Origin of the sequence: Aminobacter niigataensis, from assembly GCF_014200015.1 — a bacterium.
Classification (GTDB): Bacteria; Pseudomonadota; Alphaproteobacteria; order Rhizobiales; family Rhizobiaceae; genus Aminobacter; species Aminobacter niigataensis.
Genome location: NZ_JACHOT010000005.1, coordinates 52,162 through 74,052, shown reverse-complemented (window position 1 = coordinate 74,052; position 21,891 = coordinate 52,162). Strand labels below are relative to the sequence as shown.

Annotated in this window: 26 protein-coding genes and 1 pseudogene; all 27 read left to right on the top strand. The window is 64.6% G+C overall.

The window, feature by feature from the left end:
• The first annotated feature begins 52 nt into the window (after positions 1 to 52).
• Positions 53 to 502 carry a hypothetical protein gene (locus tag GGQ99_RS17715; protein WP_183263552.1) on the top strand — a complete coding sequence of 150 codons (450 nt, stop codon included), beginning with the start codon at positions 53 to 55 and terminating at the stop codon, positions 500 to 502.
• Positions 456 to 1,736 (top strand): DNA-packaging protein, encoded by a 1,281-nt coding sequence (locus GGQ99_RS17710; RefSeq protein WP_183263551.1) that lies wholly within the window; start codon positions 456 to 458, stop codon positions 1,734 to 1,736. The genes GGQ99_RS17715 and GGQ99_RS17710 overlap by 47 nt, the downstream gene beginning before the upstream one ends.
• A gap of 12 nt (positions 1,737 to 1,748) precedes the next feature.
• On the top strand, positions 1,749 to 2,924 hold the full coding sequence (locus tag GGQ99_RS17705) for a phage portal protein (RefSeq protein WP_183263550.1): 1,176 nt from the start codon (positions 1,749 to 1,751) through the stop codon (positions 2,922 to 2,924).
• 27 nt (positions 2,925 to 2,951) lie between these two features.
• Positions 2,952 to 3,308, top strand: coding sequence for a DUF6107 family protein (locus tag GGQ99_RS17700; protein WP_183263549.1), 357 nt, complete (start codon positions 2,952 to 2,954; stop codon positions 3,306 to 3,308).
• Positions 3,298 to 3,987, top strand: coding sequence for an HK97 family phage prohead protease (locus GGQ99_RS17695; protein ID WP_425486833.1), 690 nt, complete (start codon positions 3,298 to 3,300; stop codon positions 3,985 to 3,987). The genes GGQ99_RS17700 and GGQ99_RS17695 overlap by 11 nt, the downstream gene beginning before the upstream one ends.
• Entirely contained in the window at positions 3,984 to 5,240 is a 1,257-nt protein-coding gene (locus GGQ99_RS17690; protein WP_183263548.1) for a phage major capsid protein, read from the top strand. Before GGQ99_RS17695 ends, GGQ99_RS17690 begins: the two co-directional genes overlap by 4 nt.
• Before the next feature lie 105 nt (positions 5,241 to 5,345).
• Complete coding sequence (locus GGQ99_RS17685) at positions 5,346 to 5,915, top strand: head-tail connector protein (RefSeq protein WP_183263547.1); 570 nt, start codon at positions 5,346 to 5,348, stop codon at positions 5,913 to 5,915.
• Positions 5,915 to 6,250 carry a phage head closure protein gene (locus GGQ99_RS17680; RefSeq protein ID WP_183263546.1) on the top strand — a complete coding sequence of 112 codons (336 nt, stop codon included), beginning with the start codon at positions 5,915 to 5,917 and terminating at the stop codon, positions 6,248 to 6,250. Before GGQ99_RS17685 ends, GGQ99_RS17680 begins: the two co-directional genes overlap by 1 nt.
• The gene (locus tag GGQ99_RS17675) at positions 6,247 to 6,438 is read left to right on the top strand and encodes a hypothetical protein (RefSeq protein ID WP_183263545.1); all 192 of its coding nucleotides are present in this window, start codon (positions 6,247 to 6,249) and stop codon (positions 6,436 to 6,438) included. Before GGQ99_RS17680 ends, GGQ99_RS17675 begins: the two co-directional genes overlap by 4 nt.
• The gene (locus tag GGQ99_RS17670; RefSeq protein ID WP_183263544.1) at positions 6,419 to 6,832 is read left to right on the top strand and encodes a DUF3168 domain-containing protein; all 414 of its coding nucleotides are present in this window, start codon (positions 6,419 to 6,421) and stop codon (positions 6,830 to 6,832) included. The genes GGQ99_RS17675 and GGQ99_RS17670 overlap by 20 nt, the downstream gene beginning before the upstream one ends.
• 52 nt (positions 6,833 to 6,884) lie before the next feature.
• Positions 6,885 to 7,301: a phage major tail protein, TP901-1 family gene (locus tag GGQ99_RS17665; RefSeq protein WP_183263543.1), complete on the top strand. Its 417-nt coding sequence runs from the start codon at positions 6,885 to 6,887 to the stop codon at positions 7,299 to 7,301.
• Complete coding sequence (locus tag GGQ99_RS17660) at positions 7,298 to 7,639, top strand: gene transfer agent family protein (RefSeq protein WP_183263542.1); 342 nt, start codon at positions 7,298 to 7,300, stop codon at positions 7,637 to 7,639. The genes GGQ99_RS17665 and GGQ99_RS17660 overlap by 4 nt, the downstream gene beginning before the upstream one ends.
• A gap of 38 nt (positions 7,640 to 7,677) precedes the next feature.
• Positions 7,678 to 7,830: pseudogene (locus GGQ99_RS17655) on the top strand (phage tail assembly chaperone); the annotation flags it as partial.
• A gap of 22 nt (positions 7,831 to 7,852) precedes the next feature.
• Positions 7,853 to 8,428 carry a phage tail tape measure protein gene (locus GGQ99_RS17650; protein WP_183263541.1) on the top strand — a complete coding sequence of 192 codons (576 nt, stop codon included), beginning with the start codon at positions 7,853 to 7,855 and terminating at the stop codon, positions 8,426 to 8,428.
• A gap of 10 nt (positions 8,429 to 8,438) precedes the next feature.
• A complete protein-coding gene (locus tag GGQ99_RS17645) occupies positions 8,439 to 9,086 on the top strand; it encodes a phage distal tail protein, Rcc01695 family (protein WP_343061752.1) in 648 nt (215 codons plus the stop codon).
• A 2-nt stretch (positions 9,087 to 9,088) separates the two neighbouring features.
• Positions 9,089 to 9,970 carry a DUF2163 domain-containing protein gene (locus GGQ99_RS17640; RefSeq protein ID WP_183263754.1) on the top strand — a complete coding sequence of 294 codons (882 nt, stop codon included), beginning with the start codon at positions 9,089 to 9,091 and terminating at the stop codon, positions 9,968 to 9,970.
• On the top strand, positions 9,967 to 10,419 hold the full coding sequence (locus tag GGQ99_RS17635; RefSeq protein ID WP_183263540.1) for an NlpC/P60 family protein: 453 nt from the start codon (positions 9,967 to 9,969) through the stop codon (positions 10,417 to 10,419). Before GGQ99_RS17640 ends, GGQ99_RS17635 begins: the two co-directional genes overlap by 4 nt.
• Before the next feature lie 19 nt (positions 10,420 to 10,438).
• Positions 10,439 to 14,341 carry a baseplate multidomain protein megatron gene (locus GGQ99_RS17630; RefSeq protein ID WP_183263539.1) on the top strand — a complete coding sequence of 1,301 codons (3,903 nt, stop codon included), beginning with the start codon at positions 10,439 to 10,441 and terminating at the stop codon, positions 14,339 to 14,341.
• A 33-nt stretch (positions 14,342 to 14,374) separates the two neighbouring features.
• Positions 14,375 to 14,587: a hypothetical protein gene (locus GGQ99_RS17625; RefSeq protein WP_055978469.1), complete on the top strand. Its 213-nt coding sequence runs from the start codon at positions 14,375 to 14,377 to the stop codon at positions 14,585 to 14,587.
• 76 nt (positions 14,588 to 14,663) lie between these two features.
• The gene (locus GGQ99_RS17620) at positions 14,664 to 14,960 is read left to right on the top strand and encodes a hypothetical protein (protein WP_183263538.1); all 297 of its coding nucleotides are present in this window, start codon (positions 14,664 to 14,666) and stop codon (positions 14,958 to 14,960) included.
• A gap of 67 nt (positions 14,961 to 15,027) precedes the next feature.
• Positions 15,028 to 15,693, top strand: coding sequence for a response regulator transcription factor (locus GGQ99_RS17615; protein ID WP_055978403.1), 666 nt, complete (start codon positions 15,028 to 15,030; stop codon positions 15,691 to 15,693).
• A gap of 46 nt (positions 15,694 to 15,739) precedes the next feature.
• Positions 15,740 to 17,116 carry an ATP-binding protein gene (locus GGQ99_RS17610; protein ID WP_245439941.1) on the top strand — a complete coding sequence of 459 codons (1,377 nt, stop codon included), beginning with the start codon at positions 15,740 to 15,742 and terminating at the stop codon, positions 17,114 to 17,116.
• A gap of 92 nt (positions 17,117 to 17,208) precedes the next feature.
• On the top strand, positions 17,209 to 17,655 hold the full coding sequence (locus tag GGQ99_RS17605; RefSeq protein WP_245439463.1) for a hypothetical protein: 447 nt from the start codon (positions 17,209 to 17,211) through the stop codon (positions 17,653 to 17,655).
• A 97-nt stretch (positions 17,656 to 17,752) separates the two neighbouring features.
• Positions 17,753 to 18,889: a c-type cytochrome biogenesis protein CcmI gene (gene ccmI / locus GGQ99_RS17600; RefSeq protein ID WP_108608826.1), complete on the top strand. Its 1,137-nt coding sequence runs from the start codon at positions 17,753 to 17,755 to the stop codon at positions 18,887 to 18,889.
• Between the two features lie 3 nt (positions 18,890 to 18,892).
• A complete protein-coding gene (gene ccmE, locus GGQ99_RS17595; protein WP_183263537.1) occupies positions 18,893 to 19,333 on the top strand; it encodes a cytochrome c maturation protein CcmE in 441 nt (146 codons plus the stop codon).
• An 18-nt stretch (positions 19,334 to 19,351) separates the two neighbouring features.
• Positions 19,352 to 21,340, top strand: coding sequence for a heme lyase CcmF/NrfE family subunit (locus GGQ99_RS17590; protein WP_183263536.1), 1,989 nt, complete (start codon positions 19,352 to 19,354; stop codon positions 21,338 to 21,340).
• Positions 21,337 to 21,804: a cytochrome c-type biogenesis protein gene (locus GGQ99_RS17585; RefSeq protein WP_183263535.1), complete on the top strand. Its 468-nt coding sequence runs from the start codon at positions 21,337 to 21,339 to the stop codon at positions 21,802 to 21,804. Before GGQ99_RS17590 ends, GGQ99_RS17585 begins: the two co-directional genes overlap by 4 nt.
• Positions 21,805 to 21,891 lie beyond the last annotated feature (87 nt).

Here is a 21,891-nt window from a genome sequence, read left to right as displayed (position 1 = left end):
AAACGGGCAGCACGGCCAGGCGGTTTTCCCAATCGTGATGCTGGAGGTTTCGTTGGTCGCGAGAGCTGACGAGCGATGGCGGGCGCTGCGTGCGCTCCATGAGGGCGCGACGCCGGACATCGAGCTGTTGTCCGTGGCAAGCGGCTATGCCGTGGCCAAGATAGAAAGACGTGCCGCGCGAGATGGCTGGATTGCCGCCGACGACTTCGCCGACCGGTTGGCCCGGTTGGCAGATTCGCTGATCGCGCAGGCAGAAGCCTTGCAGCCGGAAAACGAAGGCGGTTTCGACAAGGCGCAGGTCGACATGGTCGGCTCGATCATCAGGACGGTCGAGAAGATCAACGAATTGATGCGGGGAGGCGAGGCAGCGAAAGTGAGCCAGACGGAGCGAGATGCAGAAATGGCAGATGTGCTCGCAAGGATCGACCAACGCATCGTCGAACTTGCCAGAGACTATGCAAGAGTGCTTTGCGCAAACGAATCTGAACTGGCGCCAAGGTAGGCTGATCGCAAGAGAGTGGTATCGGTCGGCGCGAATCCAGCAATATCTGCTCGAAGCCGAGCCGGCGACGTGGCTGGTGGTGGGCGGGCGTGGCGCCGGCAAGACCCGGGTGGGGGCCGAGTGGGTCAATTCCATGGTGCGTGGGTTCTCGCCTTTCGCATCCAGGCGGCATTCGCCGATAGCCTTGGTCGGAGAGACCCTTGCCGACGTGCGAGAGGTGATGATCGAAGGACCGTCTGGCATCGCAACGATTTCGCGTCATGACAGGCCGCGTTTCGAGCCGAGCCGCAAGAGGCTGGTCTGGGACAGCGGCGCCGTGGCACAGATTTTCTCCTCGGAGGACCCCGACAGCCTGCGTGGGCCGCAGTTTCAAGCTGCCTGGTGCGATGAACTGGCGAAGTGGAAGCATGCCGAAGCGTGTTTCGACATGCTGCAGTTCGGGCTCAGGCTTGGCGACAAGCCGCGCCAGATCATCACCACGACACCACGGCCCGTACCGCTGCTGAAGCGCCTGTTGGCCGACCCGGCCGTGCTGGTGACGCGGATGCGCTCGGATGAAAACAGCGCCAACCTGGCGCCAGGCTTCCTGAGCACGATCCGCAGCCGCTACGGCGGCAGTGTGCTCGGCCGGCAGGAGCTTGACGGCGAGCTGATCGAGGACCGCGCAGATGCATTGTGGTCGCGCGATATGCTCGAAGCGGCGTTGGTCGCGGCAGCAGCCGACTTGCGTCGTATCGTTGTGGCGGTCGATCCGCCGGCGAGTTCGCGCAAGACATCGGACGCCTGCGGCATTGTTGCGGTCGGACTGGATGGCGCGGGCAGGGCGGTGGTACTCGCCGACGCGACGGTCCAGGCGGCAAAGCCGCAGGACTGGGCAGGCACGGCCGTAAGGCTGTTTCACCGCCTGGAGGCTGACTGCATCATCGCAGAGACCAACCAGGGCGGCGAGATGGTGACGGCGGTGATCCGAACGGTCGATCCGGCGGTGCCGGTAAAGGCGGTGCGTGCCAAGCGGTCTAAATGGTTGCGCGCCGAGCCGATCGCGGCACTCTACCCGCAACGCAAGGTTTTGCATGCTGGACGATTTCCGGCGCTTGAAGACGAAATGTGCGACTTCGGCCCGAATGGGCTGTCCAATGGTCGCTCTCCCGACCGCGTCGATGCGCTGGTCTGGGCGATCGGCGAGTTGATGCCGGACTGGTCGACCGAACCACGAATCCGCGATTTTCTCTGAACAGGAAACGATATGGCTGTGAATTGGCCCAGGTTCTGGCGGACCGGGAGGGGTAGCGCCGTGCCCGAACGCAAGAGCGGCGGACCGACTGGCTTCGTCGCTCTCCACGCCCAGGGCGAGGCGCGCTGGACACGGCGCGACTATGCAGGGCTGGCGCGCGAAGGTTTCATGCGCAATCCGATCGTGCATCGCTCGGTGCGCCTGATCTCGGAGACGGCGTCGGCAATACCCTGGCTGCTCTATGAAGGCGCAACCGAACTGGGCGGGCATGCCTTGCTCGAACTGTGCGAGCGGCCGAACGAGCGGCAGGCCGGTGGCAGCTTCATGGAAGCGCTGTATGGCCACTTGCTGCTTTCGGGCAATGCCTATGTCGAGCTGGCGGCGGCAGGCGGCGGTGCGCGCGAACTGCACCTGCTACGGCCCGACCGGGTTGCGGTGGCGAGTGACGCCAATGGGTGGCCGATAGCACTCGACTATCGCGAAGGTGGTGCGCGCCGGCGCATATCCCTTGGCTTGTCGGAGCAGGGCGGGGCGGCACACCTGACGCTGTTTCATCCGCTCGACGATCATTACGGCTTCCCGCCGCTCGAAGCGGCGCTGATCGCCCTCGACACGCACAATGCGGCGGGGCGCTGGAACAAGGCGTTGCTCGACAATTCGGCGCGTCCATCTGGAGCGCTGGTTTATGCGCCCAAGGACGGCGGCAACCTGAGTGACGAACAGTTCGACCGGCTGAAGGCCGAGCTGGAAGAAGGCTATTCGGGAGCGACCCGCGCCGGCCGGCCGCTGCTGCTCGAGGGCGGGCTCGACTGGAAGGCGATGGGCCTGACGCCGAAGGACATGGATTTCATCGAGGCAAAGCATTCGGCGAGCCGCGACATCGCGCTCGCCTTCGGGGTGCCGCCGATGCTGCTCGGCATTCCCGGTGACAACACATACGCGAACTACCAGGAGGCCAATCGCGCCTTCTATCGCCTGACCGTGCTGCCGCTGTTGGCGCGGACGGCCAAGGAACTTTCCGCCTGGCTGGCGCCGGCTTTCGGTGGCGGCCTCCGGCTCTGGTACGACGCCGACCAGGTCGAGGGGCTCGCTGGCGAGCGTGATGCCCTGTGGACCCGGGTCGAAGCGGCCGATTTCCTCAGCGACGACGAAAAGCGCGAGGCCGTGGGTTATCCGCCGCGCGGCTGAACATTCTTCAATCTGGGACCTGAAACGATGACCGACATGTCCAATCCCGGCTGGCTGTGGCTGGCCAAGGGCGGGGGCGCGATTGCCGGCTCGGCGATCTCGCTCGCCTACATCCTGCCGCACGGGAGGCGCGAGGCCGCCGTGCGCTTTGCCGTGGGGGTGGTCTGCGGCCTGGTGTTCGGTGGCACGGTCGGCCTGAAGATCGCCGCCGAGCTCGGCATCGAAGAACTGATCAGCCCGACCGAGATGACGATGATGGGGGCCGCGGCGGCAAGCCTGTGCGCCTGGTGGGCGCTCGGCTTCGTCATGCGTGCCTTTGAAGGCAACCGCGTCAGCCGATGGATCGACGACAGGCGGAAGAGGAATGGCGCTGATGATGCATGAGGCAGCGATGCGGCAAGGCGAACGGAAGTTCGTCGACCTGGTGCTCGACGAAGTCGCCATCGACGGCACTTTCTCGGGCTATGCCAGCCTGTTCGGGCGGGTTGATCTCGGCAAGGACGTGGTCGAGCGCGGAGCCTTCGCCAAGTCGCTTCGGACACGCGGTGCGGCGGGCATCCGCATGCTGTTTCAGCATGATCCCAACCAGCCGATCGGCACCTGGACGGAGCTGAAGGAGGACAGTCGCGGCCTGTTCGTTCGCGGCCGGCTGGCCAAGGACGTGGCGCGGGCCCGCGACGTGCACAATCTGCTGCGCGGGGGCGCGCTCGACGGCCTGTCGATCGGTTTTCGCGCCGTGAAGGCGAGGAAGGAACCAGCGAGCGGTGTCCGCCATATCCTCGAGGCGGATCTCTGGGAGATCTCGATCGTCACCTTTCCGATGCTGCCCGAAGCGCGCATCGACACGGTCAAGGGCCGCGGACGGCTGCCCACCACCCGACAATTCGAAGGCTGGCTCACGCGGGATGCGGGGCTGACCAGGAGCGACGCCCGGGCGGTCATCGCCGAGGGCTTCGCCAGCCTCGTGCGCAAGCGGGACGCCGCATGGGGATCAGAGAGCGGCCTCGCAGAACGCATTCGCCAGGCCACGCGCATGATCAAGCAAAAAGGAAGCAGCGTATGAATGAGACCCACGCGTCGCGCGCCCCCGAAATCAAGGCGGCAGCAGGCGACAACCTCGACCTGAAGGATGCCTTCGGCGAGTTCATGACCACCTTCGAGACCTTCAAGGACAGCAATGACGAACGCCTGGCGCAGCTGGAAGGCAAGCTCGGCGCCGACGTGGTGACCTCCGACAAGGTCGACCGCATCTCGCGCGCACTCGACGAGCAGAAACGCACGCTCGACAGCCTGTCGCTGAAGCGCTTGCGTCCGACCCTTGGGCGCGACGGCCGGTCGATGCCGAGCGAGCACAAGGATGCGTTCGACGCCTATATGCGCAACGGCGACGACCGGCAGTTGCGGGCCCTCGACACCAAGGCGATGTCCTATGGCTCCGGCCAGGACGGCGGCTATCTCGTGCCGAACGAGACCGAAACCGAGATCGGGCGCCGGCTGTCGACATTGTCGCCGCTCCGCTCGATAGCCTCTGTAAGGCAGGTTTCGGCCGCTGTGCTGAAAAAGCCGTTCACCACCACGGGACCGGCCGTGGGCTGGGTGGCCGAGACGGCTACACGGCCGCAGACGGCGACGCCTGTCCTGGCCGAGCTGCAGTTCCCGACGATGGAGCTCTACGCCATGCCGGCGGCGACGGCCTCGCTGCTTGAAGACAGTGTCGTCGATCTCGACCAGTGGATCGCGTCCGAGGTGGAGACGGCCTTCGCCGAGCAGGAAGGCACGGCCTTCGTCAATGGCAACGGCGTCAACAAGCCCAAGGGCTTCCTCGACTACAACAAGGTGGCCGAGGCGAGTTGGGCCTGGGGCGATATCGGCTATTTGGTGACCGGTGTATCAGGCGCGCTGCCGGCATCGAGCCCCTCGGATATCCTGATCGATACCGTCTATACGCTGAAGGCCGGCTATCGCCAGAATGCCAACTGGGTGATGAACCGCAAGACCCAGGCGTCGATTCGCAAGCTGAAGGATGCCGACGGCAACTATCTCTGGCAGCCGCCTTCGGCCCCTGGCCAGCGCGCCATGCTGATGGGCTTCCCGCTTGTCGAGGCCGAGGACATGCCGGATGCGGCCGCTAACGCGACGCCGATCGCCTTCGGCGATTTCGGGCGCGGCTATCTGGTCGTCGACCGGACCGGTGTGCGCGTGCTGCGCGATCCCTATTCCGCCAAGCCCTACGTGCTGTTCTACACGACCAAGCGCGTCGGCGGCGGTGTCCAGGACTTCAGCGCGATCAAGCTGCTCAAATACGGCACCGCGTAAGCCGGTTCGAACGAGATATTGCTCCCGTTTGCCGCTCAGTGCCGTTGCGGCCCCGGTTCCTCCCCGCTGGGGCCGCTCCCTTTCCATGCCAGACACAGGTGATGAATGACCCTGATCAGAACCGGCACGCCGGCGGTCGAGCCCGTGACGCTGGTCGACGCCAAGGCGCATCTGCGCATGTCGCATACCAGCGAGGACGCGCTGATCAGTGGCCTGATCCGCGCCGCGCGAGAGGATGTCGAGCGTACGACGGGCACCGCGCTGATCGACCAGACCTGGCGCCTGGTGTTCGACCGCTGGCCGGCCGACAATTTCGTGATGCTGATGCGGCACCCGGTGCGGCAGGTGATTTCGGTGACGACCTTCGGCAGCGAGGGCGAGGCCTCGATTATCAATCCCGGCGACTACCAGCTGGACACGCTGTCGCGGCCGGCGCGCATCCACTTCGAGCGTGCGCCGCAGCGGCTGCGCGTGATGAACGGTGTCGAAATCGACTTTCGCGCCGGCTTCGGCGAGGCGGGGACCGACGTGCCTGACCTGCTCAAGCGGGCGATGCTTCTGCTCGTCGCGCATTGGTACGAGTTCCGCGCCAGCTTCGGCCCCGACGATCAGCCTGCGTCCTATCCCGGCGGCTATGACCGGCTGCTTTCCGGCTATCGAGCCCGGAGGCTCTGATGCGCGCGAGCTTCATCGACCCCGGCGCGCTGCGCAGCGAATTCGCACTCGAACAATGCGTGACGACCCCGGACAGCTTCGGTGGCCATACCGAAAACTGGGTCGAGCTGGCAACGTTGTTTGCGCGGGTCGAGCCGGTTTCGACGCACAGCTCGTTCGGCGCCGACCAATCGCTGGAGACGGCGACGCATCGTGTGTCCATGAGGTGGCGGGCAGGATTGAAAAGCGGCATGCGTCTGCGCCGGGGCCAGCGCGTACTGGACATCATTACCGTGCACGACCCCGACGAAACGCAGCGTTACCTCGTTTGCCGCACAAGGGAGCAAGGTGCATGAACGTGACGATGAAGCTGACGCTGGATGGGCTGAAGCGCGCGCTGCGCTGGAAGGCGCATGAACTGGCGGAGAGCGCCGAACAGGGCTACCGTGACGTCGTGCCCGCCGAAAAGTCGGCCGACGTGCCGTCTTCGCGGGCGGGGGCGAGAAGCAAGAGGGAGCGAAGCGATGACCGCCCCGGCCGCTGAGTTGCAGAAGGCGGTATTTGCGGCGCTCCGCGGCAATGCCGCGCTGGTGGCACTCCTGGGCGGCCCGAAGATCCATGACCCGGCGCCCGCCAATGTCGACTTTCCCTACCTGACTTTCGGGCGGACGAGCGTCTACGACTGGAGCACGGATACCGAAAGCGGCACCGAACAGCTGTTTTCGGTCCATGTCTGGTCGAAATCGCAGGGCAAGCGCGAGGCGCTCGAAATCATGGAAGCGGTGCGTGGTCTGCTCGATGATGCGACGCTCAACTTGGGCACGCAGCATCTGGTCAGCATGCGGCTCGAATTCTCCGAAACACGCTTCGACGACCGGCTATCCGTGCAGCATGGTCTGTTGCGCTTTCGCGCTGTGACCGAGCCGGTGGCTGCCTGACGGGCGGCTTGGCCGCCAGCATCTTTCTCAAGACATTTCAGGAGACCAACGAATGGTCGCACAGAAGGGTAAGGACCTTCTGCTCAAGATCGACACCAACGGTCTTGGCAGCTTTGTCACGGTTGCAGGGCTGCGCTCCAAGCGCATCGCCTTCAACAGCGAGACGGTCGACATCACCGATGCGGAGTCGGCCGGGCGCTGGCGCGAACTCCTGGCCGGGAGCGGCGTGCAGCGAGCGGCGGTGAGCGGATCCGGCATCTTCAAGGACCAGCAGTCCGACGCCAGGATCCGCACATGCTTCTTTGGCGGCGAGATTGTCAGGTGGCAACTGGCCGTGCCTGATTTCGGCGTCGTCGACGGGCCGTTCCAGATCACCGCGCTGGAATACACCGGCAACCACGACGGCGAGGTGACGTTCGAGGTGGCGCTGGAGTCCGCCGGCGTCGTCGGCTTCACGGTGGCGCCATGACGGCGAACAGGCGGCGCGGCGAGATTGCCGCCGAACTGGACGGCAAGAACCACCGGCTGTGCTTGACATTGGGCGCCTTGGCCGAGCTCGAGGCGAGCTATGCCGCCGATGACTTGGCCGCGCTGGTGCAACGCTTTTCGTCCGGCCGACTGTCGGCAACCGACATGATCCGCATCATCGGCGCTGGCTTGCGGGGTGCCGGACATGAGCTTTCCGACGACGAGGTGGGCGGCATGCGTGCCGAAGGCGGCGTCGCAGGCTTTGCCGCGATCGTGGCGGACCTTCTGACCACGACCTTCGGCGCTGCGCCCAAGGCAGAGGATGGCCGAAACCCTTAGGTGCCGCAGCGGGTACCGGCGCTGAATTTCCCTGGGACAGCGTGATGGCCACGGGATTCGGCCTGCTGCGGCTATCGCCGAAGGACTTCTGGGCGATGACGCCACGCGAACTGGAGCGAGCGATGAGCATGCTGCCGCCAGGTACCGGCGGTGCGCCGACAAAGGCGCAGCTCGACGCGCTGATGACGATGTTCCCCGACAAGGACAAAAAGCATGGCAGAGGAAGTGACAGTGGCGATCCGCGCAGATACGGCGCCGTTCCAGACTGCGCTGCAGTCGCTGGAGCGGCTGTCGGACAGTTTCGGCGCGCAACTGACCGGCGCCTTGAAGAGTGCAGTGGTAAGTGGACGCGAACTGGACGACATCCTGCGGCGCATCGGCCTGAACCTCGCCGGCATGGCGTTGGAGCAAGGACTGGCGCCGCTGCAGTCGCTGGCGGGCTCGCTATTTTCGAAGCTGCTTGGTGGCTTGTCCGGCATCTTGCCGTTCGCCAAGGGTGGGGTGACGGGCAGCATCGTGCCGTTCGCCTCCGGCGGGGTGGTGTCGTCGCCAACCTATTTTCCGGCCGGCAGGAACATCGGACTGATGGGCGAAGCTGGTGCCGAGGCGATCCTGCCGCTGCGCCGTGGGGCTGACGGCAGCCTGGGCGTCGCGGCGCCCGGCGGCGGTGGCGCCGTCAATGTCGTCTTCAATGTCACGGCGCAGGACGCCGCATCGTTCCGCAAATCAGAAGCGCAGATCACCGGCATGCTGGCGCGGGCTGTTTCGCGCGGCGCGCGAACGTTCTGAGGGAGAGATCGTGACGGAGCTCAGCAGTTTCCATGACGAGGTTTTTCCGCTCGCCGTGTCCTTTGGCGCGACGGGCGGGCCGGAGCGGCGCAACGAGATCGTTTCGCTGACCTCGGGGCGGGAGAAGCGCAACCTGCGCTTTTCGCAGTCGCGCCACCACTATGACGCCGGCACCGGCGTGAAGTCGCTCGACGATCTGCACGACGTGCTGTCGTTTTTCGAGGCGCGGCGCGGATCGCTGCATGCCTTCCGTTTCCGCGATCCCTTCGACATGAAGTCGTGCCGGCCGGGGGACCTGCCCACCATGCTCGACCAGCCGCTTGGTTCGGGGGATGGAACCAGGACACGCTTTGCCCTGGTGAAGGCCTATGGCTCCGGCGTCGATGCGTACAAACGCCTGATTGCCAAGCCGGTCCTGGCCAGCCTCCGCGTCGCTGTCGCAGGCGTCGAACGAGTTTCGCCGGCGTTCTCGTTCGATGGCGCTACCGGCGATGTTGTATTTTCGTCCGGATCGATCCCGGGCACCGGCGCGCTGGTCACGGCGGGTTTTGAATTCCATGTGCCCGTCCGCTTCGATACCGAGCGTTTGTCGCTGAGCCTGACGGCCTTCAAGGCGGGGCAGATTCCATCGATCCCTCTGGTGGAGGTGCGCCTGTGACCATGCCCGTGGAACTGGCCGATCACCTCGGCCGAGCTGTGACCAGCGTATGCCATTGCTGGCGGCTGACCAGGAAAGATGGCGTTGTCAGCGGCTACACCGACCACGATCGTCCGCTCGAATTCGATGGCACGACCTTCGAGCCGGAATCCGGGTTGAGCGCCAGCGAAGCACGCAGTTCACTCGGCCTGGCCGTCGACACCGTCGATGTCGAAGGGGCGCTGAGTTCGGATCGAATCCGCAGCGAGGACATTGCGGCGGGGCTCTATGACAGCGCGACCGTCGAGACTTTCCTGGTCAACTGGATGGCGCCGGGGCAATTCGCATTGTTGCGGATGGCGACCGTAGGCAGGATTACCCGCAGCGACCAGCGCTTCGTCGCCGAACTGGAGAGCGCCACGCATGCGCTCGATCAGGTGCGTGGGCGCTACGTCAGCCGCTCATGCGACGCTGAGCTCGGCGACCAGCGCTGCGGTGTGGCGCTGAGCCCGCCACAGTTTTCCGGCAGCGGGACGGTTTTGGCGGTTGCCGAACCCGACATGCTGACTGTTTCGGGATTGAGCGGTTTTGCGCCGGGATGGTTTGGGCATGGCACGCTGACCTGGACTACCGGGGCAAGAGCCGGCCGAAGCGAAAGGATCGACGACCATCGTCGGGATGGTTTGGGCGTGACGCTCATCTTGGGGTCGCATTCCGGCTCCCCAGCAGCGGCAGGAGATGCGTTCTCGGTTCGCGCCGGCTGCGACAAGACGTTCGCGACCTGCAAGGCGAAGTTCTCCAATGCGCTTAGCTTTCGCGGGTTTCCGCATCTGCCTGGCAATGACGCCGGCTACGCCTACGTCACGGAGGGCGGCAAATTCGATGGCGGGCCGATCGTGTCATGAGCGGAAATGCTGGCAGGGACCGGATAGCAGCATCTGTCGTTTCGGTGGCATTGGAATGGGTCGGTACGCCCTACAGGCACCAGGGCAGCCGCAAGGGCGTCGCCTGCGATTGCCTCGGCCTGGTTCTCGGCGTGTGGCGTGAAGTCTACAGGCGCGAACTGGAACCGCCGGGACCCTATGCGCCCGACTGGGCCGAAGCCACCGAACAGGAGCGCTTGCTCGAAGGGCTGCGCCGGCATTTCGAGGAGAAGCCGATCTCGGTGATGGCTGCCGGCGATCTCATCGTGTTTCGCTGGCGGCCGCATCTTCCGGCCAAGCACGCGGCAATCCTGGTCGAGCCGGACAGCTTCGTGCATGCCTATCAGGATCATGGCGTGACGCTGACGCGGCTGGTGCCGCAGTGGCGCCGCCGCATCGCGGCAGCCTTTGCCTTTCCAGATCTGACATAGCCGATAACGGAGACCGCCGATGGCGACCATTCTATTGCAGGCAGCCGGGGCGTTTCTCGGCGGCATGCTCGGGCCTATCGGCACCGCCATCGGCACGGCTGCAGGCGCGCTGGCTGGTTATGTCGTCGACCGCGCACTGATCGACGGCACAAGGCGTATCGAAGGTCCACCGCTCGCGGGAGCGCGGCCGTTCACGGCAGAAGAGGGCGCCTCCCTGCCGCGCATCTACGGCTCGGCGCGTGTCGGCGGTACGCTGATCTGGGCGACGCGTTTCAAAGAGACACGTTCGACGCGACGCCAGGGCAAGATGGGGCCGAAGGTCACCGAATATGCCTATTACGGCAATGCCGCCTTTGCCCTGTGCGAAGGCGAGATCGCCGGGGTTCGCCGGGTCTGGGCTGATGGCCGCGAGATCGATCGCAACACGATCGAATTGCGCATTCACCTCGGCACCGAAGGCCAGGCCGTCGATCCGCTGATTGCAGCCAAGCAGGGTGCGGGCAACGCTCCTGCCTATCGCGGCGTGGCCTACGCCGTGGTCGAGAACCTGGACATTGGCGAATACGGCAACCGCATTCCCCAGATGCAGTTCGAGGTGATCCGGCCGATAGGCGAATTGCGCAGTCATGTCCGCGCGATCTCGCTGATACCGGGAGCCACCGAATATGGTCTGTCGACGAGCCTGGTCCGGCGCCAGAGGCGGCCCGGCGACACGGAGGCGGTCAATCGGCATGTGCTGTATGCCGGCACCGACATCGCCGCCTCGCTCGATGAACTGCAGATGCTTTGCCCGAACCTGGAGAACGTGGCGCTCGTCGTTGCCTGGTTCGGCACCGACCTGCGTGCGGGTCATTGCCGGATAAGGCCCGGCGTCACCCAGCCGTCCACCTCCGGCCTGTCGGCAGCTTGGCAGGTTTCGGGCATCGGCCGGCCGGAAGCCATGGTGGTTTCGACCCACGCCGGAGGCCCGGCCTATGGCGGGACGCCTTCCGACAAGAGCGTCAGAGAGGCGATCGCCGAGATCAAGGCCCGCGGCCTGAAGGTGACGCTCTATCCGTTCGTGATGATGGACATTGCCGAGGGCAACAGCTTGCCTGATCCCTATGGCCATTCCAGCCAGCCGAGTTATCCATGGCGCGGGCGCATCACCTGCGCGCCGGCGCCGCTGCTTCCCGGCACCGTGGATCGCACCGCGGCGGCGCGGAGCCAGATCGATGCGTTCTCCGGGGCCGCGCTGCGGACCCAGTTCGCGGCTGCCGGCGACACGATCAGTTTCGGGGGCAATCCAGGCGACTGGGGCTACCGGCGCTTCATTTTGCATTATGCGCACCTCGCAGCCGCGGCCGGTGGGGTCGATGCATTCCTGATCGGTACGGAATTGCGCGGTCTGACGACATTGCGCGACGGCGCCAATGCTTTTCCGTTTGTCGAGAAGCTATGCACCCTGGCGTCTGACGCTCGCGCGGTGCTGGGTTCGGCATGTCGCATCACCTATGGCGCCGACTGGAGCGAATATTACGGCCACCAGCCCGGTGACGGCAGCGGCGACGTCTACTTTCATCTCGACCAGCTTTGGGCGCATCCGGCAATCGATGCGATCGGCATCGACAACTACATGCCCCTGTCGGATTGGCGCGACGGCGATTATGCCGGCGGAAACCTGGATGGATTTGCCTCGCCCTACGATCCGGCGGCGCTGGGCTCGATGATCGCCGGTGGCGAGGGGTTCGACTGGTATTATCCCAATTTCGAGGCGAGACAATCGCGATCGAGAACGCCGATCAGCGACGGCGCCCACGGCAAGCCGTGGGTATTTCGCTACAAGGACCTGGTCGGCTGGTGGAGCAATCAACACCATAACCGGCCCGGCGGTGTGGAAGCGGCGACGCCGACGGCGTGGGTACCGCGGAGCAAGCCGATCTGGTTCACCGAGCTCGGATGCCCGGCGATCGACAAGGGGCCGAACCAGCCAAACATGTTTCCGGACGTCAAATCGGCCGAGGATGGAACGCCCTATTTTTCGAACGGCGGACGGTCGGACATTGCGCAGCGCCGCCTGCTAGAGGCCCATGCCGCGCATTGGGATCCGGCGTCAGCCGGCTTCAACGGGGCGCACAATCCGCTGTCGCCGGTATATGGCGGCCGCATGGTCGATGTGGCGCGCAGCTACGTTTGGGCGTGGGACGCGCGTCCCTATCCGGTCTTCCCACTGCAGTCGCGAGTCTGGTCCGATGGCGCCGGCTGGCATCGCGGCCATTGGCTGAACGGCCGTTTTGGCAGCCCAACGGTTGCCGATCTCATCAACGCCATCCTGCGCGATCATGGACTGCCGCCGGCCAATGTGGATGGCGTCGAGGGAACGGTCACCGGCTATGTGATCGCCGACCCGGCGTCGGCGCGGGGCGCGCTCGAACCGCTGGTCGACTTGTTTGGTCTTTCCGCGAGCCAGCAACCGGGCGGACTGGCATTCAAGCGGACGACAGCCTCGAACATCGCCGCAATCGAACTGACCGACCTCGCGTTTGACGGCGAGAACGCCGTGGCCGAGACCGCACGCAGCCCCGATCACGATCTGCCGGCGGAGGCGATCCTCAGTTTCCGCGACCCGGTTGCCGACTATCAATCGGCTTCGGTCAGGAGCACGAGATTTGCCGCTGAGGGCAGTCGCCAGCACGGCCTGTCATTTCCTGGCGTGCTGGAAGCCGGGCAGGCGCGGATGCTTGCCGACGACTGGATGCGGCGGACCTGGCAAGAGCGCGAACGTGTCAGCTTCGCCCTGGCCGAGCCACGGGCGGATATCGTGCCCGGCACGATCATCAAGCTTCCTGCCTCCGGCAGCACGTCTGAATTCCTCGTGACCGAGATCGAACAGGGGCTGGTTCGCAAGGTTGCCGCACGGCAGATGGCGCGATCGGTGCCGATGCCATGGCGTTCATCGAATCCTGGCGTTGCAGCCACCGCCCCGGTTGTTGCGGGACAGCCCCACGCCGTATTTCTCGATCTTCCGATGATGGATGGCAGCACGGCAAATCCGCACCTGCAATTTCGCGTCGCGGTGACGCAAACGCCCTGGAGGAGCCAGGCGCTGTTCGTTTCACCGGAGGAGACTGGCTTTGCGTTGCGCGGGTCGGTCGGTCGCCGTGCCGACATGGGCGTGCTCACGGCGATGCTGGCGCCTGGAAAGGAAGGCAGGATCGATCGCGCGGCAGCTCTGACCGTTGAGCTTTACGGAGGCGAGCTGGCGAGTGTCAGCCGGCTGCAGCTTCTCAACGGCGCGAACCTCGTCGCGGTGCGGTCTGCCGGGGGCGCCTGGGAAGCGCTGCAATTCGAAAGTGCCGAGCAAATTGCACCGGAGATTTGGCGATTGCGTGGGCTGCTGCGCGGGCAGTTCGGGACTGGCGATGCCGCTGCCGCCGGCGCTGCGGTTGGCGCAGACCTGGTCGTCCTCGACGAAGGGGTGGTGCCTGCCGGTTTGTTGGCCGGCGAGGCCGGTTTGCAGCTCAATTGGCGCGTCGGTCCGCTGGGCGCAGATTTCTCCAGCGCCAGCTTTTCCGCATCAAGCGAAACAGGCGGCAAGCGCGCGCTGATGCCATTTTCTCCCGTTCACCTCAGGGGAAGGCGGGCGGGAGGCGGCGATCTTTCGCTGTGGTGGATCAGGCGTGGACGTATCGACGCCGACAGTTGGGAAGCCAGCGACATTCCGCTCGGGGAGGAGCGGGAGGAATATCGCGTCGAGGTATCGGCCACAGGCGGTGGCGTGCTCCGCTCGGCCACCGTCTCGACGCCGGCCTGGATCTACGCTGCGGCGGACATCGTTGCCGATTTCGGCGTCCCGCCGCCGGCGGTCGACATCACGGTGCGGCAGTTGAGCGTCGCCACAGGCCCGGGCCTTCCTGTCACAAGACGGTTTTCGCTCGCCTGAGACGGGCGGGTCATTCTGCTGAAAGGATCGAACATGTTGAACCTGAAACCGTGGTATCTCTCGCGAACGATCTGGGCCTCGGTGGTGACCATGCTGGTAGGCGGGGCCGGGCTTGCCGGGTTGCCGCTCGACGGCATCGATAACTCCGCGTTGACCGATACCATCCTGCAGGCGATCACTGCTCTTTCGGGGCTGGTTGCGATCTTCGGCAGGTTGGCGGCCAAGCAACGCATCGGCAAAGGCTAGCAGACTTGCAATGGCGTCGATTGCATGAATTCATCGTTCATTCCACGTTCAGCACTGGCGTATTAGAAACCTCGACATGAAAACGCTTCGCTCCATATTCCGGCCAACGATTGCAGCGCTCAGCGCGGCCGGCCTTTTCGCCGTCTCGGCGAACGCCGCGCCCTTGCGCACGTTGGAAGGCGGCGAGATCCTGATGGCGGCCGCAGATTGCTATTCGATCGGCCAGCAGGTGGCCGACCAGCATGGCGGCACCTTGGCGCGGGCTTCCGAATCCAATCAGGGCGGGCAGTCGGTCTGCGTGATCGTCGTGCTGGTGCCTGCAAAGGATGGCCAGCGTCCGCGCCGCGTCGAGGTCGTTGTGCCGGCCAACTAGTCCGGATTTCCCGCACGCCCGGAATCGCCTATATCTTCTGCCATCGTTCCACTGGTCGCAAAATCGCATGCGCATACTCGTCGTTGAAGATGACAAGGACCTGAACCGCCAGATCTCCGAGGCGCTGACCGACGCCGGCTATGTCGTCGACAAGGCCTTTGACGGCGAGGAGGGGCATTTTCTTGGCGACACCGAACCCTACGACGCGATCGTGCTGGACATCGGCCTGCCGCAGATGGACGGCATCAGCGTCGTCGAACGCTGGCGCCGCGAAGGGCGCAAGATGCCGGTGCTGATGCTGACGGCGCGTGACCGCTGGAGCGACAAGGTCGCCGGCATCGACGCCGGAGCTGACGATTACGTCACAAAGCCGTTCCACATCGAGGAAGTTCTGGCGCGGGTGAGGGCGTTGATACGTCGCGCAGCCGGTCACGCCTCCTCGGAACTGTCGTGCGGCCCGGTCAGGCTCGACACCAAGGCGTCCAAGGCCGACGTCAACGGCGTGCCGCTGAAGCTGACCTCGCACGAGTTTCGCTTGCTCGCCTATCTCATGCACCATATGGGCGAGGTGGTTTCCCGCACCGAACTGGTCGAGCACCTCTACGACCAGGACTTCGACAGGGATTCCAACACGATCGAGGTGTTCGTCGGTCGCCTCCGCAAGAAGATGGGCATCGATATGATCGAAACCGTCCGCGGCATGGGCTACCGCATGCGCGAGCCGGAGGCGTAAGGCGGAACAGCTTCGCAAACGACTGGGTCGCTGGAAGCGCTACGTGCTGGGCCTCGGCCCGCGTTCGCTGGCATTCCGCGTCATCGCTTTTTCGACGGTGTGGGCGATCCTGGCGTTTGCGCTGATCTTCACGGTCATCAGCTCGCTCTACCGGCAGACCAGCGAGCGCGGTTTCGACAGCCTGCTGTCGGCGCATCTCTTCAATCTCATCGGCTCCGTCGGCGTGTCCGACAGCGGCACGCTCACCGGAGGCCCCGATCTCGGCGACCTCAGGTTCTCGGAACCGGAATCGGGCTGGTACTGGTCTGTCGAGCCGGTCTCCAAGGGACTTGTCGGGCAACTGCGCTCGTCGTCGATGACCGAACCGGTGGCGTCGCCGAGCGTCGATGACGTCCCGTTCAATGCCGAGTTTCAACGCCACTACCGGGTCGATGGCATCGTCGGCGAGGAACTGGAGGTCTTCGAGACCGAGTTCGTGCTGGATTCGCAAAACCGCATCGCGCGCTTTCGCGTGATGGGCAACCGCACGGAACTCGAGGACGAGATCAGAGGCTTCGAGTGGCGTCTCTTCACCTATCTGTCGCTGTTCGGCTTCGGCATGATCGCGATCAACGCGATAGCGATCCTGCTCGGACTGCAGCCGTTGACGCGGGTGCGCAACGCGCTGGCCATGGTCCGCGAGGGCACGGCGCAACGCCTGACCGGACGTTTCCCGGCCGAAATCCAGCCGCTCGCCAACGAGACCAATGCGCTGATCGAAAACAACCGCCGCATCGTCGAGCGATCGCGAACCCAGGTCGGCAACCTGGCGCATTCTCTGAAAACACCGCTTGCGGTGATGCTCAACGAGGGGCGTGCGCTTGGCGGTGCCAAGGGACAACTCATCGCCGACCATGCGACGGCGATGCAAAAGCAGATCGACCATTATCTCCAGCGGGCACGGGTCGCCGCGCAACGCGAGAGTGTCGTCTACCGAACTCCCGTCGCACCGCTGTTGCAGCGCATGGTTCGGGTGATGGAAAAGCTGACCCGTGGCACCAGGATCACCTTGACCTTGCCGGAAACTGAAGTGGTCTTCGCCGGAGAACGGGAGGATCTCGAGGAGGTTGTCGGCAATTTGCTCGAAAACGCGATGAAATGGGCGCACAGTGCCGTCAAGGTTTCGGTGGAGCCGGTAGCAGCTGTCGGCGAAGAACCGCCGCGCTTTTTGCTCCAGATCGAGGACGACGGCCCGGGAATTCCTGAGGACAAGGCGCGCGAAGCGATGCAGCGCGGCAAGCGTCTCGACGAGACAAAACCGGGCACCGGCCTCGGTCTCGCTATCGTCGCAGATCTGGTCAAGGAGTATGGCGGGGCGCTTCGATTGGAGCGATCGGCGATGGGCGGATTGAAGGCCGTCGTCGAGTTACGCGGCGTGCAATAGAAATGGCTGGCCGAATCGGCCCCATTTCGGCCAAAGATGCAATCTAACGCGGCGCCAAGCCCTTGTAAGCGGAAGCAAATTCGGAACCGGTGATGAGCATGAGACTTCGGGTGGCACTGGTTGCGGGACTGCTTGCCGGCTCCGGATGCACGACCTCCGGTTTGAGCAGCGGCGGCGGAATCGTGCCGGCGCTCGGCGGCGGCGATAGCGGGGCTTCCAACGGCAAGGTTGCAGCGCGCATCATCAACGCGATGGATGGCGGCTTGATCGGTGGTTCGATCGGCAATGGCCTGAGCGATGGTGACCGGCGCAAGGCGCTCGAGGCCGAGTACCGCGCACTGGAATACGGCCAGGGCGGACAGGGCGTTGCCTGGAAAGGCGGGTCCCGTTCCGGCGAAGTCGTCGCCGCGCAGCCGTATCGGGTCGGATCGCAGGACTGCCGCCAGTATTCGCAGACCGTGTTCACGACAGGCACGCCGCTGGTTGCTCGCGGTACGGCCTGCCGCAACGCGGATGGCAGCTGGACGCCTCTGACCTGAATTGTCACGCGTTGTTGCTTTGGCAACGGCGCCCGCCGTCAATAAGCCGCAGGACGGAGATGTTGGCAGCATGGAGGCTGCTAGCTATTTAGGTGCCATGCTGTTCTGGGTCATAGCCGCTGTATTGACACTTGGTGCGAGCCTTGCGGTTCTGTTGCCCTTGGCGCGACAGGCCGAAGGCGAAGCCGACACCAGCCACGACCTTGAAGTCTATCGCGATCAACTGACCGAACTCGACAAGGATGCCGCGCGCGGGCTGATCGCGCCCTCCGAAGCCGAGCAGGCACGCGCCGAGATTGCGCGCCGTATTATCAAACTCGATGCGGAAAGCGGGTCGAAGGCGAAAAGCGCATCGCCGCTTGCGCCGCGGCTGGTCGGCGTTGTCGCCGTGCTGGCGATTCCTGTGCTGACCTGGAGCATCTACACGGCGATCGGCTCACCGGATGTGCCGTCGCAGCCCTTGAAGGCACGTCTCGAGCAGAAGCCGGCCGACAGTTCGGTCGACGAACTGATTGCCCGTGCCGAGGCGCATCTGATCGCCAACCCATCGGATGGCCGAGGATGGGACGTTCTGGCACCGATTTACCAGCGCATGGGCCGGGCCGACGACGCCGTCACCGCCTATCGCAATGCGATCCGCCTCGAAGGCTCCACCGCCGCACGTCAGTCGGGTCTTGGCGAGGCAATCGCCGGCGTTTCGGGCGGCATCGTCACTTCTGAGGCCAGCGTTGCCTTCGAAGCCGCACTCAAGCTCGAGCCTGCCAATCCAAAGGCCCGCTATTTCCTGGGCCTGGCTCTGGCCCAAGAGGGCAAGGTTGCCGAGGCGGCCATCGCCTGGCGTCAGCTGGCCGAGAGCTTGCCGGCGGATTCGCCATGGCGTTCAGTAGCCGAACAGGCCGTTGCCCAGGCAGAAGCGCCTGGCGCCCCGGCTAACCAAGCGGCGGGTGCTCCCGGGCCGAACCAGAGCGACATCGATGCTGCAGCCTCCATGTCGTCGGGCGATCGCACGGCGATGATCGAAGGCATGGTTGCGACCTTGGACGAGAAGCTGCGCCAGAACCCGCGCGATCCGGAAGGCTGGCTGCGGCTCGTGCGTTCCTATCAGGTGCTCGGCAAGACCGAACTGGCCCAGGAAGCGCTGGGGCGTGCCTACGAAGCGCTTGGCCGCGACAGCGAGGATGGCCGCAAGCTCACCGAACTGGCCGGCTCGCTTGGCCTGAAGGTCACGGAGTAGCCCATGACGCGCAAACAGAAACGCCTGTCGGTCATCGCTGGTGCGCTGGCCTTTCTCGGCGCGGCGACCGCGCTTACCTTTTATGCGCTCGGCCAGAAGGCATCCTATTTCTACATGCCCGCCGACCTGCAGGCGGCGACCCTCGAGCCAGGCCAGCGCATTCGTCTCGGCGGTCTCGTCGAGAATGGCACCATCGTTCGCGGCCAGGGCACCGAAGTTGCGTTCGGGGTCACCGATTCCGAAGAAACGGTCAAAGTGCGCTACACTGGCCTTCTGCCCGATCTGTTTCGGGAAGGGCAGGGCGTGATAACCGAGGGTAGCTTTGGATCGGACGGCGTGTTTGTGGCCGATAGCGTGCTGGCCAAGCACGATGAGAATTACATGCCCAAGGAAGTCGCCGACAGCCTGAAGGAAAAGGGCGTCTGGCAGGAAAGCGCGCAATGAACGGCGGACGGTGCTGACATGGTCGAGATGGGTCACTTCGCGCTTGTCCTGGCGCTCGTCTTGTCGCTGGTGCAGTCGCTGGTGCCGCTCTACGGAGCCTACAAGGGCGACGCGAAGCTGATGGCGGTCGGCGGTCCGGTGACCGTCACCGGCTTCGCCATGATTGCGCTTTCCTTTGCGGTCCTGACGCTGGCCTATGTCCAGTCCGACTTTTCGCTCGTCAATGTCTGGGAAAACTCGCATTCGCTCAAGCCGATGATCTACAAGTTCACCGGCACATGGGGCAATCACGAAGGCTCGATGTTGCTTTGGGTGATGATCCTCAGCTTCTTCGGTGCGTTGGTTGCGGCCTTCGGCAGCAATCTTCCGGCCACGCTTCGGGCAAATGTGCTCGCCGTCCAGGGCTGGATCGGCACGGCTTTCCTGCTCTTCATCCTGATCACGTCGAATCCTTTCACCCGACTGATCCCGGCGCCGATCGAAGGCAAGGATCTCAATCCGATCCTCCAGGACATCGGCCTCGCCGTGCATCCGCCGCTGCTTTATCTTGGCTATGTCGGCTTTTCGGTCTGTTTTTCCTTCGCCGTGGCAGCCCTGATCGAGGGGCGCATCGACGCTGCGTGGGCGCGCTGGGTACGCCCATGGACGCTGGCCGCCTGGGTGTTCCTCACCGGTGGCATCGCCATGGGCTCCTACTGGGCTTATTACGAGCTCGGCTGGGGTGGCTTCTGGTTCTGGGATCCGGTCGAGAACGCCTCTTTCATGCCCTGGCTCGCCGGCACCGCGCTGTTGCATTCGGCCATCGTCATGGAAAAGCGCTCGGCGCTGAAGATCTGGACGCTGCTGCTTGCCATCCTGACGTTCTCGCTGTCGTTGCTCGGCACCTTCCTGGTACGCTCGGGCGTGCTGACGTCGGTGCATGCCTTTGCCAGCGATCCGAGCCGAGGCGTGTTCATCCTCGGCATCCTCACCGTGTTCATCGGCGGTTCGCTTGCGCTGTTTGCGCTGCGCGCGTCCTCGCTGACGGCCGGCGGTATCTTCCATCCCATCTCGCGCGAAGGCGCGCTGGTGCTCAACAACCTGTTTCTCACCACGGCCACTGCCACCGTGCTGATCGGCACGCTCTATCCGTTGGTGGTCGAGGCGCTGTTCGGCGAGAAGATTTCGGTCGGCGAGCCGTTCTTCAACCTCACTTTTGGCCCGCTGATGATGCCGCTCCTGGTGCTCGTGCCGTTCGGGCCGCTGCTCGCCTGGAAGCGCGGTGACGTTGCTGCGGTGGCGCAACGGCTGATGTTCGCATTCGGCGCAGCTCTTCTGGTCGTCCTCGTCACCTTCCTGTTCATCGACGGCGCTTCGGTGTTCGCCGCCCTTGGGGCAGGGCTTGCCACCTGGCTGGTGCTCGGAGCCCTGACTGACCTCGCGCTGAAGGCCGGCATCGGCAATGTCGCGCCTAAGGTCGCGCTGCGCCGCTTCCTCGGCCTGCCGCGATCGGTGTTCGGTACGGCGCTCGCCCACCTCGGCCTTGGATTGACCCTGCTCGGCATCGTCGGGGTCCTGTCGTTCGAGAAGGAGGCGATCCTCGTCATGAAGCCCGGGCAGGTGCTAGAGATCGCCAGTCACCGCCTCCGCTTCGAGGGCTTGCAGCCTGTGCGCGGACCCAATTTTACCGAAGACCAGGGGCGTTTCTCACTGCTTGGCCCTGCCGGACAGCCGGTTGCCGAGATCGTCTCGGCCAAGCGCTTCTATCCTGTACGCCAGATGCCGACGACGGAGGCCGGCATCAAGACGTTGTGGCTCAGCCAGCTCTACATCTCGCTAGGCGATGAAGCCAACGACGGAGCGGTGGTCGTGCGTGTCTGGTGGAAGCCGCTGGTGACCTTGATCTGGGGCGGCACGCTGGTGATGATGGCGGGCGGCTTCGTGTCGCTGATGGACCGTCGGCTGCGCGTCGGTGCGCCGGCGAAGCGCAAGTCCGCCGACAAGAAACCCAGCCCGGTCGCGACATGAAGACGAAACTGCCGGCCATTGCAGGCTTCCTCGCCGCCTTCCTTTTCGCGGGGACGGCGCTTGCGGTGAAACCCAGCGAGATGCTTGCCGATCCGAAGCTGGAGGCGCGCGCGCGCCTGCTGTCGGAGGAGTTGCGCTGCATGGTCTGCCAGAACCAGTCCATCGACGAATCCGATGCCGAACTGGCCGCCGACCTGCGCGTGCTTTTGCGTGAGAGGCTGGTCGCCGGCGACAGCGACGAACAGGTGATGGACTACATCGTCTCGCGCTACGGCGAGTTCGTCCTGCTGAAGCCGCAGTTCAACCTGCGTAACGCCTTGCTGTGGGGCACGCCGCTCCTGCTGCTGCTCGGCGGCGGCGCTTTCGTTTTCTTGTCGGCGCGCTCGCGCCGCCGGCAGGAACCGGCCGCCTTGAGCAAGGACGAGCAGGAAGCGCTCGACGCGATCCTGCGCAAGGACGTCTGACACGACAAACATTACGAAAGTTTCATGCTTCGGAAATGGTGCCGTAATGTGAGCCTCTCTATCTCTTGAGCCATCGGATGCGAATCC